At 66.2% G+C, this 18,103-nt stretch carries 14 protein-coding genes and 1 tRNA gene; 9 read left to right on the forward strand and 6 right to left on the reverse strand.

Annotated elements, in window-relative coordinates:
• Window positions 1–62: 62 nt before the first annotated feature.
• The 4 genes from BA190_RS19920 to BA190_RS19935 form a co-directional block, all read right to left on the reverse strand.
• Window positions 63–3,527 (reverse strand): YhaN family protein, encoded by a 3,465-nt coding sequence (locus tag BA190_RS19920; protein ID WP_068291191.1) that lies wholly within the window; start codon window positions 3,525–3,527, stop codon window positions 63–65.
• The gene (locus BA190_RS19925; RefSeq protein ID WP_068291193.1) at window positions 3,524–4,780 is read right to left on the reverse strand and encodes a DNA repair exonuclease; all 1,257 of its coding nucleotides are present in this window, start codon (window positions 4,778–4,780) and stop codon (window positions 3,524–3,526) included. The genes BA190_RS19920 and BA190_RS19925 overlap by 4 nt, the downstream gene beginning before the upstream one ends.
• 136 nt (window positions 4,781–4,916) lie before the next feature.
• Window positions 4,917–5,429: a DUF1993 family protein gene (locus BA190_RS19930; protein WP_068291195.1), complete on the reverse strand. Its 513-nt coding sequence runs from the start codon at window positions 5,427–5,429 to the stop codon at window positions 4,917–4,919.
• A gap of 76 nt (window positions 5,430–5,505) precedes the next feature.
• A complete protein-coding gene (locus BA190_RS19935; protein ID WP_068291198.1) occupies window positions 5,506–6,435 on the reverse strand; it encodes a glutaminase in 930 nt (309 codons plus the stop codon).
• A gap of 448 nt (window positions 6,436–6,883) precedes the next feature.
• Here BA190_RS19935 and ffh point away from each other — a divergent pair, with 448 nt between their 5' ends.
• From ffh to rplS, 6 genes are all read left to right on the forward strand, one after another.
• On the forward strand, window positions 6,884–8,440 hold the full coding sequence (ffh, locus tag BA190_RS19940; protein ID WP_068291200.1) for a signal recognition particle protein: 1,557 nt from the start codon (window positions 6,884–6,886) through the stop codon (window positions 8,438–8,440).
• Window positions 8,441–8,494: 54 nt separating this feature from the next.
• Window positions 8,495–8,860, forward strand: a complete 366-nt coding sequence (gene rpsP / locus BA190_RS19945; RefSeq protein WP_068291202.1) for a 30S ribosomal protein S16 — start codon at window positions 8,495–8,497, stop codon at window positions 8,858–8,860.
• A gap of 257 nt (window positions 8,861–9,117) precedes the next feature.
• Window positions 9,118–9,690: a ribosome maturation factor RimM gene (gene rimM, locus BA190_RS19950; protein WP_082979896.1), complete on the forward strand. Its 573-nt coding sequence runs from the start codon at window positions 9,118–9,120 to the stop codon at window positions 9,688–9,690.
• Window positions 9,680–10,390: an HAD family phosphatase gene (locus BA190_RS19955; protein WP_082979897.1), complete on the forward strand. Its 711-nt coding sequence runs from the start codon at window positions 9,680–9,682 to the stop codon at window positions 10,388–10,390. The genes rimM and BA190_RS19955 overlap by 11 nt, the downstream gene beginning before the upstream one ends.
• Window positions 10,391–10,503: 113 nt before the next feature.
• Window positions 10,504–11,217, forward strand: a complete 714-nt coding sequence (trmD, locus tag BA190_RS19960; protein ID WP_068291204.1) for a tRNA (guanosine(37)-N1)-methyltransferase TrmD — start codon at window positions 10,504–10,506, stop codon at window positions 11,215–11,217.
• A 130-nt stretch (window positions 11,218–11,347) separates the two neighbouring features.
• Window positions 11,348–11,716, forward strand: coding sequence for a 50S ribosomal protein L19 (gene rplS, locus BA190_RS19965; protein WP_068291206.1), 369 nt, complete (start codon window positions 11,348–11,350; stop codon window positions 11,714–11,716).
• 85 nt (window positions 11,717–11,801) lie between these two features.
• On the opposite strand, the gene BA190_RS19970 is transcribed toward rplS, so the two are convergent.
• Window positions 11,802–13,634, reverse strand: coding sequence for an extracellular solute-binding protein (locus BA190_RS19970; protein WP_068291208.1), 1,833 nt, complete (start codon window positions 13,632–13,634; stop codon window positions 11,802–11,804).
• A gap of 73 nt (window positions 13,635–13,707) precedes the next feature.
• Window positions 13,708–15,633: an extracellular solute-binding protein gene (locus BA190_RS19975; protein WP_068291210.1), complete on the reverse strand. Its 1,926-nt coding sequence runs from the start codon at window positions 15,631–15,633 to the stop codon at window positions 13,708–13,710.
• Between the two features lie 414 nt (window positions 15,634–16,047).
• Between BA190_RS19975 and BA190_RS19980 the strand changes: the two genes are divergently transcribed.
• From BA190_RS19980 to BA190_RS19990, 3 genes are all read left to right on the forward strand, one after another.
• Window positions 16,048–16,425 (forward strand): VOC family protein, encoded by a 378-nt coding sequence (locus tag BA190_RS19980; protein ID WP_068291213.1) that lies wholly within the window; start codon window positions 16,048–16,050, stop codon window positions 16,423–16,425.
• A 144-nt stretch (window positions 16,426–16,569) separates the two neighbouring features.
• Window positions 16,570–16,654: transfer RNA gene (locus BA190_RS19985), tRNA-Leu, on the forward strand.
• 189 nt (window positions 16,655–16,843) lie between these two features.
• Complete coding sequence (locus BA190_RS19990; RefSeq protein WP_068291215.1) at window positions 16,844–18,064, forward strand: integrase arm-type DNA-binding domain-containing protein; 1,221 nt, start codon at window positions 16,844–16,846, stop codon at window positions 18,062–18,064.
• Window positions 18,065–18,103: the final 39 nt, after the last annotated feature.

Below are 18,103 nucleotides of genomic sequence, written 5' to 3' on the forward strand. Positions count from 1 at the left end.
GCCCTTGAACTCATGGGATGCACTTTAGGGGGTACAAGCTGAATGGACTATGAACGCTTCCGTCAGCTTTCGGACGGATTTTGCGGGTCCAGCGCGACGATGTCGACGGCCGGCCCCAGGCGTTCGCGGGCGATCTCCATCACATGGCGGTGGTGGGTGAACAGGATCTTCTGGAGCCCCGATTCCTTGGCCGCCAGTACCTGCAGCGCAGCGGCGACGCGCTCTTCGTCGAAGGTCATCACCAAATCGTCGCCGACGAAAGGCGGTACCTCGCGCCGTGCCGCCATGGCTTCGAGATGGGCGAGGCGGAGCGACAGATAGAGCTGGTCCCGCGTGCCCTCGCTCAGGCCGCCGATGTCGGTGGTGCCCCCATCGGGCCGGCGCGCGGCAAGGCGCAGCCTGTCGGCCTCGTCATAGAGCGTGGCGATGCCGGCAAAGCCGCCAGCCGTGATGGTGGCGAACAGGCCGCCCGCCCGCGCAATCAATGGCCCCTGCTCGGAACGGAGCTGGCGTTCCAGCCCTGCCTCCAGCAGCAGGGAGGCCGTCTTCAGCACCAGATAGTCATGGGTGATGCGGGCAAGGTCGCTGCGGGCATCCTCCAGCGCCTGGGCGGCCCCGGCCGCGCCGGCCTCCCGCTCGATCGCCTCGCGCCGCCGCCGCAAGTCCCCGAGGGTGAGAGCCGCCTGCTTGTCCGCTTCGATCAGGCCGTTGAGCTCGGCCTGCACGGCCTCGCTCTCGCCCGCGGCCTCGTCGATGCCGATCTCGGCCGCCTCGGCCCGCAACGCGCCCTCTTCCAGGCCATCGCCCTGCCCGCCGAGTTCGGCCCGCGCTGCGGCGAGTTCGCGCTCGAGGCCGGCGCGCAGCGTGAGATCGGCGGCAAGCGCGGCAAGCCCTGCGGCCTCGCAGCCAGCCGTAGCGGCCAGTCCGGCAATGGCTTCGTCATGGCCTGTTTGAGCCGCCTCCGCCTTGGCCAGCGCGGCGCGGTAGCGATCCAGGCCCTCCCGTGCGGTGCGCCGCCGGATCGCCGCGTCGCGAGCCGCCGTCAGCGCCGCCATCAGGCCGAAAGCGGTCTCCGCCGGCTCGCCGCTCGCCTCGGAAGGGAGCTTGTCGACCAGGCCGGCGGCCCGCTGCGCGAAGGTTGTGCGATCGTCGAGAATGCTGGCGATCCGGTGCTCCAGGCTGCCGAGCTGGGCCAGCTTGCCCTGCGCGGCGATCCACAGCTCACTCGCCTTGGCGGCTTCCTGGGGGCTCGCCTCCGGTGCCAGCCCGAGAACGGCGAGCGCCGCCACCCAATCCGACTGGGTGGCGGCACGCGCGGCCTCGGCCGCTTCCTGCGATTTTTCGGCCCGGGCAAGCTCGGCCCGGCTCGCTTCGAGTTGATCGGCGAGCGAGCGGGCCTCCCGAGCGCCGAGTTCGAGCGCGGCGAGACCATCCTCGATCAGCCGCGCAAGGCTGGGCAGGCTTTGCGTCGACGCACCGGCAATGCCGATTTCGACGGCAAGCGCCTCGAGGCCGGGCCGCTCCCCGGACAGACGCCGCTGGCCCCGCTCGATCCTGAGTTCCAGATCCCGCAGCGCCTGGCGTTCCTCGCGCAGCCGGGCGAGCTCCGCCAGAAAGCGGCGCATCGCTGCTGGCGTCCCCGCCTGGCAGCCGAGCGGTGCGAACAGGGTCTGCCAGGCCTGACCGACCTGCTCGCTTTCCCGCAAACGCGCCGCGATCCCGGCCTCGGTCTGGGCAAGAGCCGCAGCATCCTTGTCGCGCGTCCGACGAACCACCTCTCGTCGAGCCAGATGCTCGGCCTGCGCCAGCCTGCGGTCGGCAAGGTCGTCCACGGCAGCGACGATCTTGCGATAGGCCTTCGCTGCCGCCGCCGAGGGTTGGCTGAGGACGGCCTCGAACAAAGCATCGCGCTCCGACCGTTCGCGGGCCAGCATGGCATCGTCGATCAGTCCATCCCTGCCCTCGGCCTGGGCCAGGAGCGCGTCGGCTTCTGCCAGGGCCTCCCGCAGCCGCCGGACTTCGGCTTCCTGTTCCCGGGCCGTGCTCTCCAGAGCCGCCAGGGCCCGCTCAGCCTGGGTGATCGCCTCCTCGGACGGCTCGCGCCAGACCCAGAGCTTGTGCTCGTCCGGCACGGCCGGCGACAACCGGGCCAACCTGTCTTGCTGGAGGGCGCGGCGCCGTGCCAACTCGCCTTCCTGCTCCTCGATGGTGCCGGCTTCCGCCAAAACGGGCTGCATGGCTTTCAGGCGCTGGCGCAGGGGACTGGGATCGGCGCTCGCCTGGACGGCAGCCGTCTTGCGGTGCAGTGCCTCGATCGTTTCGCGGGCCCGTTCAGCGGCGCGAGCGCTTTCGCCCGCCTCCCGCTCGATCTCGCGCCGGCGTTCGGCCAGCACGCGGATACGTTCGAGGGCAAGGTCATCCGGGCTCAGGGCCGAAAGGGCGGCCCGATCCTTCTGACCGAGCCGGCGGGCGAGACCGTCGAGGTCATCGGCGATTTCCCGTGCCTCCGCCTCCCGGCGCGGCAGGTCCAGCATCGCCTTGGCCAGGGCGGCGCGCTCCTCGTTGAGGGCCGTGATCGCCTCGCCTGCCGCCAGCACATCGTCATCGACGGTGATCGCAGCCAGGGCCCGCTCGGCATCGTCCACCTCGCGCGCCAGGCGGGCCATGGCCTCGCGGCCGGTCTCGGCCCGGGCCAGCGCCCCCTCGATCTCGGCGGCAAAACCATCGGGCAGATCCGGCCGAGCCTCGAGAGCAGCCAGGGCCGCCTCGGCCTTGCCGATCCGGGCGAGCAGGGGAGCGACGCGGCGGACGCGATCGATGCGGGCACGCCGGATTCCGGCCTGGCGCAGCTGCTCGGCCAGGGCACGCGCCCGCGCTTCCCCGGCCTCGATCTCGGTTTCGAGCGATCGCACGTCGTCGGCTCGCAGCGACTGCTCGCGCAGCGCCCGGCGGGCCTGATCGTAGCGCTCCTGCGCCTCATAGAAGGCGCGCTTGTTCGACCTGCGCGCCCCGAACAACCCGTCCGCCTCGCTCTCCAGCCCGGCGCGGACCGAAACCAGGGTCTTCAGGCCGGAGGCGGCGGCGAACAGGCTTTCGCCCACTTCGCCTTCGGCCGCCAACATCTGGCGGGCGCCCTCGCGCAGGCCGGCCTGGTCGAGCCCGAAGGCGGCCAGGAAGACCTCGCGCGAGATGCCGCTCAGCAGCGGTTCGAGCAGCCCGTCGTCGAGCGGCGCGTCTTCGGCATCGGTGAGGGAATTCTTCAGCCGCTTGCGCCGCCAGAACCGCAAGGCGCTGCCATCGACGTGCTGCAGCTCGGCACCGATCTTCAGATCCTCGTAGCGATGCCTGAAATTGGCGGGGCTGCGCGGCTCGAAGCCATAGAGCAGGTCGGTGATCGCCGACAGTGCCGAGCTCTTGCCGGCCTCGTTCGGGCCATAGACGATGTGCAGATCGGCATCGGGGCGAAACTCGAGACGCGTCCCGGTGAAGGGGCCGTAGCGGTCGAGATCGAGGCGGGTGAGCTTCATGCCGCCTCTCCGGCACCCGCCTTGCCGCCCCGGCGTAGCCTTGCCAGGGCGACGGCGCGCGCCTCGTCCACCAGCCCGGTGCCGATCTCCTCGCCGCGCACGGCCTGGCGGACCTCGTCCGGCAATTTGGCGAGGATGTCCTCGATGATACCGGCCAGGCCCGCTTCGAAATCCGGTTCGGTCTCCAGCCCGGCCAGGAGGCCCTGCGGATCGGCGAAGCCGACGGTTTCGTCCAGCGCGATCTGCGGGGGCGCGGTGGCAAGCTCGATGCGCTCGATATAGAGCCGCTCGCTCACCCGGTCGGCTGCCGCCTGGATCTCGGCCCGCAAATGCTGGGCGTCTGCGGCAAGCCCGTCATGGGCCGGTGTTTCACCCGTCAGCGTCAGGCGCAGGGCGAGCGGGCGCTCGCCCGCCGCATCGATTTCCTGCCGCAAAGCAGTCTCGACCCGGGCCAGCACCTCGGCCAGCGTCGCCGCCTCGCCGATTGCGACGCGGCGATGGCTCCAGCGCGCCTTATCGAGCACCAAGGGCGTCAGCGAGGCGACGGCCCCGTCCTCGACCTCCACCAGCATGGCGCCTTTCGGCCCGCTTTCGCGCACATGCCGCCCCTGGAGATTGCCGGGGAAGACGACATGAGGATCGGTGGCGACGATTTCGGCCGCATGGATATGGCCGAGCGCCCAGTAGTCGTAGTTGCGGGCCTTGAGATCGGTGAGGGTGCAGGGCGCGTAGGAGGCATGGCCGGCCCGGCCGTCCAGGGAGGTATGGAGCAAACCGAGATTGAACCAGCCCACGCGTGCCGGCGGAAAATCGCGTACGATATTATCGCTCAGGGAACGCTCGGCGAAACTGCGTCCATGCAAGGCGACCTTCAGCTCGGGCAGCTCCAGGGTCTCGGCCTTTCGGGTGCCGAAGGAATGCACCAAAGCAGGCAGCGTCACCTTGCGCGAGATCTGGCTCTCGGCGTCGTGATTGCCCTGGATCAAGAAGGTGGGAATGCCGGCGCGCGACAGCCGCGCCAGCTGGGCGGCGAAGAACAGGCCGGTGTGATAGTCGCGCCAGTCGCCGTCATAGACATCGCCCGAGATCACCAGGAAAGCTGCCTGCCGAGCCAGCACCTCGTCGATCAGCGCCTCGAAGGCCTCGCGCGTCGCCCGGGCAAACAGCGTCGCCAGCTCGGGCTGGCGGGCCGTCAGTCCATGCATGGGGCTGTCGAGATGCAGATCGGCGGCGTGGACGAAGCGAAAGCGCATCAGCGCTTTTAGGATCGATTGCAGCGCTTTGTCGAGGTGGCTTTCCCGGGACCGCAGGCGTCTCGCCTGCCTCTTTTTCTTCGAGCATTGCGGTTCGAAGATGCAGGCGAGACGCCTGCGGTCCCAGAAGGGCCCGTCAATCGAACAGCGGGCCGAGATAATCCTTCTTACTGAGCTCCACGCCGTTGGCGCGCAGGATGGCGTAGGCGGTGGTGGCGTGGAAAAAGAAATTCGGCAGGGCATAGAAGTTGAGATAGTCGTCGGGCTTCAATTCGCGTTGCGTGCCGGCGATCTTCAGGCTGATCACGCGCTCGCCGCCGGCCTCGACAGCGGCCTGCGGCACGGAGCGGATGAACTCCAATGTCCTCGCGATGCGCGAGCGCAGCTCGGCGAAATCCTTCTCGTCATCGTTGAATTTCGGCGCCTCCACGCCGGAAAGCCGCGCCACGCAGAGCTTGGCGAAATCGCAGCTCGTGCTGACCTGGCGCGAAAGCGGCAGCATGTCGGCGGTGAGCCTCAACCCGCACATCACGGTCGGATCGATCTTCTTGGCCTCGGCAAAGGCGGCCGCCTTGTCGAGGATGGCCGAAAGCGCCTCCAAGGTGTGCACGAAGACCGGCACGGTGGCCTGATAATATGAAAGCGACATGAGTTCCTCCGTGCCTGTTTTTGGCGGTGAGGGTGTTTTACTCGGCCCGGCAGCCGATGGCCACGGCTTCTTCGCCTCACGCCCCGAAGATCGACCAGCCCATGCGGCGGGTGAGGGTCTCCAAGGCGATGCGGCCGAGATGGGAATTGCCGTTGGCGTCGAGGCCCGGCGCCCACACCGCGATCGAGGCCTTGCCCGGCGCCACGGCGAGGATGCCGCCGCCCACGCCGCTCTTGCCGGGCAGGCCGACGCGATAGGCGAATTCGCCCGAGCCGTCATAATGGCCGCAGGTCAGCATGATCGAATTGATGCGGCGGGCCCGCTCGGCCTGCACCACACGGTGGCCGGTGGAGGGATTGAGGCCCTGCCAGGCGAGGAACCGGCCTGCCATCGCCAGCTGCCGGCAGGACATCGCGATGGCGCAATGATGGAAATAGACGCCGAGCGTATAGTCGACCGGATTGTCGAGCACGCCGAAGGATTTCATGTAGTTGGCGAGAGCCGCGTTGCGGAAGCCGGTGCGCTGCTCGGAGGCGGCCACCGCCTCGTCGATGGCGATCGAGGGATCGTCGGCGAGGAAGCGCATGAAATGCAGGATCTCGCCCAGGGCCTCGCGCGGCTGGTGCCCGGAGAGGATCAGATCGGTGACGGCGATGGCGCCGGCATTGATGAAGGGATTGCGCGGGATACCCTTCTCGTTCTCCAGGAGCACGATCGAGTTGAAGGCGCTGCCCGAGGGCTCGCGTCCCACCCGGCGCCACAGCCGGTCGCCGGCCTTGCCGAGGGCGAGGGTCAGGGTGAAGACCTTGGAGATGCTCTGGATCGAGAAGGCGACGTCGCCGTCGCCGCCGACATGGGCATTGCCCCCGGCATCGATGACGGCAATGCCGAAATGCCTGGGGTCGATGCGGGCAAGCTCTGGAATATAGCTCGCCACCTCGCCGCGGTCGCTGCGCTCGGCCATCTCCTGCGCGATTTCGGTGACGATCTCATCAAGCTGGGGCAAGGCGGGTCTCGGGTTTCGATGGCGGTCTTCTCCCTTAGCGCAAATCGGCGGCGGTTTGGGAAGAGGTGTCGACGAGCGAGCGCGGTGCTACACCCCTCATCCGGCTGCCGCCACCTTCTCCCTCAAGGGGAGAAGGGATTTGAATGGGATAGCTTTACCTCTGTCAAAGCGCAGAACTAGCTCAGTAGGTCCCCTTCTCCCCTTGCGGGAGAAGGTCCCGGCAGGGGGATGAGGGGTGAAACACCCGCTTTCCTTGACTCTCGCCCCCATATCCCCTACATCCCGCCCCGTTCTTACACAGTAAGACGCCCTTCCGCCGACCATCCCTGGAGGATGGAGGCCAACGCCCGTCAGCGCGATGCGCCCACGGGCGTGTTTTGCGTTGTGCGCCTTGCCTTGGAGGACGATGGCTCCGATATCTGCATCGAAGCCAAACAGGAAAAGACGAATGTTCGATGGTCTCTCCGCACGTCTGTCCGATGTGCTCGACAAGCTCACCCGGCGTGGCGCCCTCACCGAGGCGGATGTCGGCGAAGCCATGCGCGAGATCCGCCGTGCGCTGATCGAGGCGGACGTCGCGCTCGACGTCGTGCGCTCCTTTACCGACAAGGTCCGCACCCGCGCCGTCGGCGCCGAGGTGCTGAAGTCGGTGACCCCCGGCCAGATGGTCGTCAAGATCGTCAACGACGTCCTGATCGAGACCCTCGGCGGCGAAGGCCAGGCCATCGACCTGCAGGCGGTGCCGCCGGTGCCGATCCTGATGGTCGGCCTGCAGGGCTCCGGCAAGACCACCACGACCGCCAAGATCGCCAAGCGCCTGACCGACAGATTCGGCAAGAAGGTGCTGCTGGCCTCGCTCGATACCCGCCGTCCCGCCGCCATGGAACAGCTTGCCGTACTCGGCAAGCAGGTGGACGTCTCCGTGCTGCCGATCGTCGCGGGCCAGTCCGCCGTGCAGATCGCCAAGCGCGCCATGGATGCCGCCCGCTTCGGCGGCTACGACGTCGTCATGCTCGACACCGCTGGCCGCACCACCGTCGACGAGGCGCTGATGGCCGAGGCCGCCGAGGTCAAGGCCGTCACTGAGCCGCATGAAGTGCTGCTGGTGGCCGACGCCCTCACCGGCCAGGACGCCGTCAACACCGCCCGTGCCTTCGACGGGCGCCTCGGCATCACCGGCATCGTGCTCACCCGCCTCGACGGCGATGGCCGCGGTGGTGCCGCTTTGTCGATGCGCGCCGTCACCGGCAAGCCGATCAAGCTGGTCGGCACCGGCGAGAAGGTCGACGCGCTCGAAGATTTCCATCCTGCCCGCATCGCCAACCGCATCCTCGGCATGGGCGACATCGTCTCCCTGGTCGAGAAGGCCGCCGAGACGATCGACGCCGAGAAGGCCGCCAAGATTGCCGCCAAGATGCAGAAGGGCGCCTTCGATCTCGACGATCTGCGCGAGCAGCTGGTCCAGATGGAGAAGATCGGCGGCATGTCCGGCATGCTCGGCCTGTTGCCCGGCATGGGCAAGATCAAGGACCAGCTCGCCAACGCCAATCTCGACGAGAAGCTGTTCAAGCGCCAGCGCGCCATCATCGAATCGATGACCCCCGAGGAGCGCCGCAAGCCCGATATCCTGAAGGCCTCCCGCAAGCGCCGCATCGCCGCCGGCTCCGGCACCTCGCCCGAGCAGATCAACCGCCTGCTGAAGATGCATATGCAGATGGCGGACATGATGAAGAAGATGGGCGGCGCCAAGAAGGGCGCGCTCGGCAAGATGGCCTCGATGTTCGGCCTGGGCGGCGGCATGCCGCAATTGCCGCCCGGTGCCCTCGACGCCCTCGCCAAGGGCCAGATGCCTGCGGGCATGCCCTCCGAAATGCCCAAGCTGCCGCCGCAGATGCCGAATTTCGGCCCGGGTGGCCCGAAACTGCCAGGCTTTCCCGGCCTCGGCGGACCGAAATTGCCGGGCGGCCTGCCGCCGGGCTTCCCCTTCGGCGGCAAGAAGAAATAGCCGCCCGAAACCCTTTCACCTCACTGACGAACACACTGACAAACGGAGTTACCCATGTCCCTCAAGATCCGTCTCGCCCGCCGCGGCGCCAAGAAGCGTCCGTTCTACGCGGTCGTCGTTGCCGATTCGCGCTCCCCGCGCGATGGCCGCTTCATCGAGAAGCTCGGCACCTATGACCCGATGATCGCCAAGGATTCGGGCAAGTCGCGCTGGACCGTCGATCTGGAAGCCGCCAAGACCTGGATCGCCAAGGGCGCCCAGCCGACCGACCGCGTGCTGCGTCATTTCGCCGATGCCGGCCTGCTGACCCGCGAAGCCCGCAGCAACCCGGTCAAGGCCGTTCCCGGCAAGAAGGCGCAGGACCGCGCCGCCGAGAAGGCCAAGAAGGCCGAGGCTGCCGCCGCCGAAGCGGCCGAGTAAGCTCGGACCAAGCCAGATATGGCGCGGTTTCAGCGCACACAATTTGTGTGCGCGACCTCCCCCACGAAGCTGGGGGAGGTGGGCTTGCGCAGCAAGCTCGGAGGGGGTGCAGCCAGAATGGAGCGCATGAAACGAGACTTTGGGTCTGCGGTTCTCGAGCTCCATTCTGGCTGCACCCCCTCCGTCACGACTTCGTCGCGACACCTCCCCCAGCTTCGTGGGGGAGGTCTGCTGTGCCTTTTATTGCAAGGTCCCCCATGCCCCCTGCCCCGCAAAACCTCGTAATCCTCGGCGTTTTCGGCGCAGCCCATGGGCTCAAGGGCGAGATTCGGCTGAAATCCTATACCGAGGAGCCGCTGGCCATCGCCAATTATGGCCCCCTCCTCACCAAGTCCGGCCGCCAGGTCAAGCTTACCTCGGTGCGCCAGGCCAAGGACGTGCTGATCGCACGGGTCGAGGGCGTCGGCGATCGCACGGGCGCCGAACAGCTCGTCAATCTCCAGCTTTTCGTCGAACGCGCCGTGCTGGGTGCGCCTGAGGACGAAGACGAATTCTTTCATGCCGATCTCATCGGCCTGGTGGCGCGCGATGAGGCCGGCGAGAAGATCGGTACGGTCACCGGTCTGTTCGACTTCGGCGCCGGCGACATCATCGAAGTGACGCCCCTTGGCTCCAAGGAGGCGCCTGGGGGCACCAAGCCCCTGTTGCTGCCCTTCAGCAAGGCCGTCGTTCCCGTGGTCGACATCAAGGCCGGACATATCGTCGTCATCCTGCCGGAAGAGAGTGGGGCGGCGAGCGAAGACGAGGAGACAGGCGACGATGAGCGCTGACCATATTTCAACCGGCGGCCTGGATGCCGATTTCAAGAGTCTGGCCGCCACACCGGTCGCCGGCCTGATCTTCGACATGGACGGCACGCTGGTCGACAACATGCATGTCCATAACGACGCCTGGGAAACCTGGCATCAGCGCCATGGGCTGCCTTTCGACCGCGAGCGCTTCTTCCGCGACACCGCCGGCCGCGCCAATCGCGAGGTGGTCGGCATGGTCAAGCCCGACGCGAGCGAGCACGAGCTCGATACGCTGGGCCTGGAGAAGGAAGCGATCTATCGTGAGATCTATCGCAGCCAGATGGCGCCGATGCCGGGCCTGGTCGCGCTGATATCGGCCTGCGAGGCCCGCGGGCAGAAGATGTCGGTCGCCACGGCCGCCACCCCGGAGAATGCTGCCTTGGTGCTCGACGGCCTCGATCTGCGCCGCCATTTCGTCACCGTGGTCTCGCCCTCTATGGGTTATCGCGGCAAGCCGCATCCCGATCTCTTCCTCGCCGCCGCCGAGGCAATGGGCCTGGCGCCCAGCCAATGCGTGGTGTTCGAGGACGCGCCGCTGGGCATCGAGGCCGCCCGCAATGCCGGCATGCGCGCCGTGGGCGTGAAGACCATGCTCGACGATGCAGCCCTCGACGGCCCGAACACCGTGTTCTCGATCAAGGACTTCACGGATGAGAGGCTGAAGGGATTGTTGGGGTAAGTTGGAGCGCGGACATCCTGCCCGCTCTTACTTTTGCAATCTTTGTGTTTCCAAGATGCGGACACCGCGACATACAGGCATGTCGCTGAGATGTCCGCGCTCCGGATAATCTCATGTGGCGCGCCTCCATCCTCACCCTCTATCCCGAGATGTTTCCGGGCCCCCTCGGTGTCTCCCTGTCGGGCGAAGCCCTGGCCAACGGCACCTGGGCGCTGGACGTCGGCAATATCCGCGATTTCGGCCAGGGGCGGCATCGCTCGGTCGACGACACACCGGCCGGCGGCGGCCCGGGCATGGTGATCCGTGCTGACGTGCTGGCTGAGGCCATCGATGCCCTCGGCGATGACGGCCGCCCGCGCCTGTTGATGTCGCCGCGCGGCCTTCCCCTCCAGCAGGCGCATGTGCGGGCCCTGGCCGCCGGCGACGGCGCCGTGATCGTATGCGGGCGCTTCGAGGGCGTCGACCAGCGGGTGATCGAGGCGCGCGGCCTCACCGAGGTTTCGATCGGCGACTATGTCCTCTCGGGCGGCGAGCTCGGCGCCATGGTGCTGGTCGATGCCTGCGTCAGGCTGCTGCCGGGCGTGATGGGCGGCTCCACCTCCGGCGACGAGGAGAGCTTCGAGAACGGCCTGCTCGAATATCCGCATTATACCCGGCCCGCCACCTTCGAGGACCGCGAGATTCCGGACATCCTGCGCTCCGGGCATCACAAGAATATCGCGGCCTGGCGTCGCAGCGAGGCGGAGGCGCTGACGAAGGAGCGCAGGCCAGACCTGTGGGAAGCCTATGCGGCACGGCAGCCGCCGCCGAAGAAGAAGCGGAAGTGACGCTCTTCCGGCAACTGTAGTTGCCGGAAAGTGCGAATTCGGTGGACTCGCCTTCCGTAATGGCGTATTGGCACGCCTCCACTTCAAGTAAGAGCAAGATGCGTCCTTCGGGTACGCGCGGAGATCGAACATGAACCTGATTCAGACTATCGAGCAGGAAGAAATTGCCCGCCTTTCGGCCGGCAAGGACATTCCCGAATTCCAGCCCGGCGACACGGTCATCGTGAACGTCAAGGTGAAGGAAGGCGAGCGCACCCGCGTTCAGGCCTATGAAGGCGTCTGCATCGCCCGCGACGGCGGCGGCCTGCAGGAGAGCTTCACTGTCCGCAAGATTTCCTACGGCGAAGGTGTCGAGCGCGTGTTCCCGCTCTACTCGCCGATGATCGATTCCATCAAGCTGGTCCGCCGCGGCAAGGTCCGTCGCGCCAAGCTCTATTACCTGCGCGATCGCCGCGGCAAGTCTGCCCGCATCGCCGAGCGCGTCGACTACAAGAAGTAAGTCCGACGCCTCTGACGGATTTCGACGCCGGCCCGACAACGGGCCGGCGTTTTGCGTTTCCCGGGGACCGCCGGCTTCCAGGAAATTACGTCTTCTTGGCCCACCACAGATCGGGGATGCCGCGGTCGTAGATCACGCCGGGATCGCCATGTTCGAACTCACTCCAATAGGCCAGCCAGTGGTTCGGGCGGTTGTACATTGGCACCCAGTAATAGCCCGAGCGCAGCACGCGGTCGAAGGCGCGGCACGCCGTAAGGAGCGCAACCCGGCTGTCGGCGGCGACGATGGCGTCGATCAGGGCGTCGAGCACCGGATCGGCGATGCCGGAGACATTGCTCGAGCCAGGCACGACGGCCGTCCGGCTGGAGAAGGGCCCGCGCATGTCTTCGCCGGGTGTCAGGCCGTAAGTGGCACGACGCGAGATGACATCATAGTCGAACGCGTCGGTGCGGCGCTGATATTGCGAGGAATCGACGGCGCGGAAACTCGCCGCGATGCCGAGCCGGTCCAGATTCTGGATGAAGGGGGCCGTGATCTTGTAGAGGAAGTCGCTCTCCTCCAGGAATTCGATGGTGAAGGCGTCACCCTTGGCATTCTTGAGGACGCGGTTGTCGAGGCTCCAGCCAGCCTCCTTGAGGAGCCCCAGCGCCGTGCGCAGATTGGCGCGGTCGAAGCCGCTCCCGTCTGAGACCGGCGGCAGCAGGGCTTCACCGAAGACGGCGTCGGGCACCTTGCCGCGATAAGGCTCCAGCAAGGCGAGTTCATCCGGCCCGGGCTTGCCCTCGGCCTTCAGCGGCGAATTCTCGAAGATCGAGGTCGTGCGCTGGTAGGACGAGTACATCACGTTCCGGTTCACCCATTCGAAATCGAAGACGAAACCGAGGGCCTGGCGGACACGGGGATCGGAAAACTTGGCGCGGCGCGTGTTGAAATACCAGCCCTGGGCGCCCGAGGGCGTATGGTCGGGCACGGTCTCGCGCTTGATGCGGCCATCGCGCACGGGCGGAATGTCATAGCCCTTGGCCCAGTTCTCGGAGCTCGACTCCTCGCGGAAGCGATAATTGCCGGCGCCGAAGGCGATGAAGGCCACCGAGGGATCGCGGTAGTAGTGCCAGGTCAGCCGGTCGAAATTGTTGGTGCCGATCTGAGTCGGCAAGCTCTCTCCCCACCAGCCCTCCACGCGCTCATAGCTGATCGACTGCCCCACATCGACCTTGCCCACCTTGTAGGGCCCGCTGCCGAGCGGGGCTTCCAACGTGGACTTGGTGAAATCGCGGCTCGACCACCAGGCCTTCGAGAAGATCGGCAGGCCGGCGACGATCAGGGGCAGCGAGCGCCCGCGCCCGGGCAGCAGCGTGACGCGCACGATGTCGGGGGCTTCCGCCACCGCCTCCTTGAAGAAGCGCAGCGGTTCGGTGATGAAGGGATGCCCCTTCTCCTTCAATGTGTTGAACGACCAGGCGCAGTCCTCCGCCGTCAGCGCCGAACCGTCGTGGAAGCTGAGGCCGGGGCGCAGGCGGAAGCGATAGGTCTGCCTGTCGGCCGAGACGGCCACCGATTGGGCGGCATAGCCATACACCGCATCCGGTTCGTCCACGGCCCGTGCCATCAGCGTGGCGAAGGTGGCATCCATCCCCACCGCGCCCGTGCCCTTGAGGACGTAGATGTGCAGGCTGTCGAAGGAGTTGAAGGACTGGTTGTAGCCGGTCTGATAGACCAGCTGCGAGAAGGCGCCGCCCTTGGGCGCGTCGGCACGCACATAAGCGAATTTCTTGAAGTCGGGCCCATATTTCAGGTCGCCGAAGGTCGACAGGCCATGGCTCTCGACCTCCTGGCCCAGCGCCCCCGCCGGCAGGAGGGCACAGGCAGCACCGAGGAAGCCGGTCTTCAGGAGCATGCGGCGGTCGAGGTCGGCCATGGGGGATCCTTCAAACGGAGGCGACAGTGTCAGGCGACACGCAAGGCTCGCCATAAACGGTTCAATGAGCGGACTACTTGTCGGGCGCGCCGATCCTGGCCGCCTTGGCCTGATCGTACCACCAGATATCGGGGAAGCCGCCCATATAGCCCAGCGAGGGCAGCGTCGCCGGCTGGCCGAAGCGATCCCAGCGCAGGGTGCGACTCTTGGTCGAGGAGAACATCGGCACGACGTAGTCATGAGCCAGTAACAAGCGGTCGAGAGCCGTTGCGGCCACGACCTGTTCGGAGCGGTCCTTGGCGTAGATCACCTTCTCGATCAGCGCATCGACACCAGCGTCCTTTATGCCGATCGTATTGTTCGAGGTGGGGATGTCGGCCGCGGCCGACCCCCAATAGTCCCGCAGTTCGTTGCCGGGCGAATTGCTCTGCTGCTGCAGATAGATGATCATGTCGAAGTCGCGGTTGAGCAGCCGCGTCTGGTACTGCGAATCATCGACGGTCCGGAGCACTAGCTCAATGCCGAGCCGCTTGAGACTCTGCTGATAGGGCAGCACCGTGCGCACGATCCCTTCTCCCTGCAACAGGAGTTCGACCTTCATCACTTCCCCGGTCGCGACATTCGTCAGCTTGCCGTCCCGGATCTCCCAGCCGGCCTCCTTCAGCAAACCGAAGGCCTTGCGCAGATTGGCGCGCACTGCCTCGTCGCTGCCATTTACGGGATTGACGTAGGGCATAGTGAAGACGGCTGCCGGGACCTTGTCCTTGAGGCCTTGGAGCAAGGCGAGTTCCTGGCCTTCGGGCAGCCCATGAGCGCCGAAGTCGAGGCCGTAAAAATAGGAATTCACTCGCTCCAGCAGGCCGAAGGACATGGTGCGGTTCTGGGTCTCGAAATCATAAGCGAGGTTGAAGGCCTGGCGCACGCGCTCGTCCTGGAACTTGGCGCGGCGCAGATTGAAGCCGAAGGCCTGCATGCGCCCGAGGGTCGCCTCGCGGAATTCCTGTCTGACGATGCGCCCATCCTTCACGGCAGGAAAGTCATATTGTTGCACCCAGGCCGAGGCGCTGTTCTCAAAGCGGAAGTCGAAAGAGCCACTCTTGAACAGCTCCGGCAGCTGGGTGGCGTTGGCATAATAATCGTAGCGGATCTCGTCGAAATTATACATGCCCTTGGCCGTCGGCAGGTCGGCGCCCCACCAATTCTTGACACGCTCATAGGTGATCGAGCGACCGGCTTCCAGCGCCTTGACGCGGTAGGGTCCCGAGCCAAGCGGGGGCTCTAGGCTGGTCGCCGCAGGGTTGCGCGGCTTGCCATCCGGCCCCTTGGCCAGCCACCAGTGCTTGGGCTGGACGATGAGCTGGCTGACGATCAGCGGCAACTCCCTGTTGCCTTTGCTGGAGAAGGTGAATGTGACCTCGTTGGGGCCGGTCACCTCCGCCTTGGTAACGTCGGAGTAGTAGCGCGCGCGCTGAAGATTGTGGGCCTTGAGGGTTTCGAAGGACCACACCACGTCCTCCGGCGTCACCGGCTGACCGTCCTGCCAGCGCGCCTTCGGATTGAGGCGGAAAGACACCCATGACATGTCGTCGGGATAGCGCAGGGCCTCCGCCAGCGCACCGTAATAGGTGGAGGGCTCGTCATCGGCCGGGACCATCAGACTCTGATAGATCCGCCCGACTCCGGGCTCGACGATGCCCTTCACCCCCGCGAGCGTCACATTGAAGCTGTCGAACGCCACCGGCGAGGCCATGCGCAGCCGGCCGCCCTTCGGGGCGGCGGCATTGACATAATCGAAATGGTCGAAGGCCTGGCTATGCTTGACCTCGCCCAGCGGGGAAAAGCCGATGCGCCAGGGGGGTTCAGCGCCCGCCGCCGTACCGGCGGGGGCTTCGGTCGGCTTGGCGGCCTCCTGCGCCAGAACCTGCTGCGGCACGAGCAAGGCCAGGGTCGCGAAGGCAGCGAAGGCGGCTGAGGCGAGGGGGGAACGGACGGGGCGCATGGGATCTCCGTGGGTTTCCCCTGCCATCGGCAGGGAGACAGGGCCTGGGGCGGCCGGGACTTGTGGGCACGGCCTGCAGGCGCCGCTGGCGGGCAGCGGCGGCAAACCATCGAGGATAGGAGCCAATGCGGCGGAAATGCAGCTGATTCGGCAAGGTGACATCGTGTTCACCTTGCAGGGCCTTCGTCGATCTGATCGCCCGCATTCAATCGCGAGAGGCGCAAACCCGGGAGTGAGAAAGCGGAACGTCCGCGGCTGAACCCGCTTTGTGCCCGCCACGGTCCTGTCAGGAAAGCGCGTGCCAACACGCCCGGCCGGGCTTATCCTGATGATCGCGTCTCGCATCGCATGGCCGCCCCCTCGGCGCGAGCCGATGCGGCGGGACTGCAAGAGGCGCGATCCGGAGGCACCGCCATGCTGGGAGCAAAGCTCGCCGTCGCCACCCTGCCCGTGCGCGATCTCGCCACGGCCCGGCGCTTCTACGAAGATCTGGTCGGGCTGGAGATCGCCTTCGAGCATGCGGGCAGCGCCATCGCCTACAAGGCCGGCCCTTCGATCGTGCTCGTCTACGCCTCCGCCAATGCCGGCACCAACCACGCCACCGCCGTGACCTGGGTGGTGGGCGACGACATGGCCCGCCTGGTCGAGGCGCTGAAAGCCAAGGGCGTCGCCTTCGAGCATTACGAGATCCCCGGCACCACGCTGGACGGCGACATCCACCGCACCGGCGACCTCGAACTCGCCTGGTTCCGCGACCCCGACGGCAACATCCACGGCCTGGCGAGCGGGTGACCCCCGGGTGCACGGGCGTCCCGCCCGTTCTTTCTTCTCAACATGCTCGGCGCTTCCAAGAACGGGCGAGACGCCCGCGCACCCGGAAAAGCCCGCAAACCCGATTGACGCCAGACTCTTCCCCGCTATAGTGCGCCCCGCGTTGCCCCTATGGCGGAACTGGTAGACGCGTCCGACTCAAAATCGGATTCCGCAAGGAGTGCTGGTTCGATTCCGGCTAGGGGCACCACTTCAACTTTCGGTGTCGTTCGCGAAAGTCCAAAATCCTCCAAAAATCAAAGGTTTAAGAACAAAAACCGTTCGCCACGGTTCGTTTCCGTGCGTCTGCAGCCGCGCTGCGTGGTGGTACGGATGGTGGTATCAGACTCGGAATCTGCTAAGATGTGGTGGTACGCGATACCACCATTCGGACGCCGCCATGCCGCTGACAGACATCGAATGCCGAACCGCCAAGCCGACAGATTCGGTGCGCAAGCTCTCGGATGGCCAGGGTTTGCAGCTCTGGATCATGCCGAACGGCTCGAAACTTTGGCGGCAGGACTATCGCTTCGCCGGCAAGCGCAAGCTTCTGGCAATCGGCCCCTATCCCGCGATCACGCTGGTGGCGGCCCGCAAGGCGCGCGACGAAGCCCGTGCGCTGGTCGCTGGGGGTATCGACCCTTCGGATGCCAAGCAGGAAGCGAAAGCCGCCCGCATCGCGCAGGAAGCCGCCGCAGACAGCTTCAAGGCGGTGGCGGAAGGCTACGTCGCCAAACTCAAGCGCGAGGGCCGGGCGCCCGCGACCATGAAGAAGATCGAGTGGCTTCTCGACTTCGCCCTGCCCGATCTCGGTAAGCTCAAGATCGGCGAGATCAGCTCGGCCAAGGTGCTCGCCGTGCTGCGCAAGGTGGAGGCGCGCGAGGCCTATGAAAGTGCCCACCGCCTGCGCTCCACCATTGGCGCAGTCTTCCGCTATGGCATCGCCAGTGCTCTCTGCGAGAATGACCCGACGCAGGCCCTCAAGGGCGCGCTGACCACGCCCACCGTCACGCCCCGCGCCGCCTTGCTCAAGCCTGCAGCCTTCGGCGCGCTGCTACGCTCGATCGACGATTTCGACGGCCAGCCTACGACGCAGGCTGCCTTACGTCTGATGGCCTATCTGTTTCCCCGACCGGGTGAACTTCGGATGGCGGAATGGGCGGAGTTCGATCTTGAGGCAGCGGCGTGGGAAATTCCCGCACACAAGATGAAGATGCGCCGGCTGCACCGCATCCCGCTTCCCCGTCAGGCGGTAGTGATCCTGCAAGATTTGCGAGCTTTGACGGGCAAGGGAAAGCTTGTGCTGCCTTGCGTGCGCACATTCGCCCGCCCGATCAGCGAGAACACCCTCAACGCCGCCCTGCGTCGCCTGGGCTATTCCAAGGAGGAGGCCACTGCCCACGGCTTCCGCGCCACTGCCTCGACGCTTCTCAACGAAAGCGGCAAATGGCGACCCGATGTGATCGAGGCGGCCCTTGCTCATATCGGCGCCGATGAGATCCGGCGAGCCTATCTGCGTTCCGATTTTTGGAAGGAGCGGGTCGCAATGATGCAATGGTGGGCGGACCATATCGACGACTTACGCAACGGCGGCAAAATCCTGCCAATTCGCAAAGTATAGGGAAGCACCTCACTAGACATTTTACAGAACCCTGGTGCA

The organism is Labrys sp. WJW, assembly GCF_001676615.1.
Taxonomy (GTDB): Bacteria; Pseudomonadota; Alphaproteobacteria; order Rhizobiales; family Labraceae; genus Labrys; species Labrys sedimenti.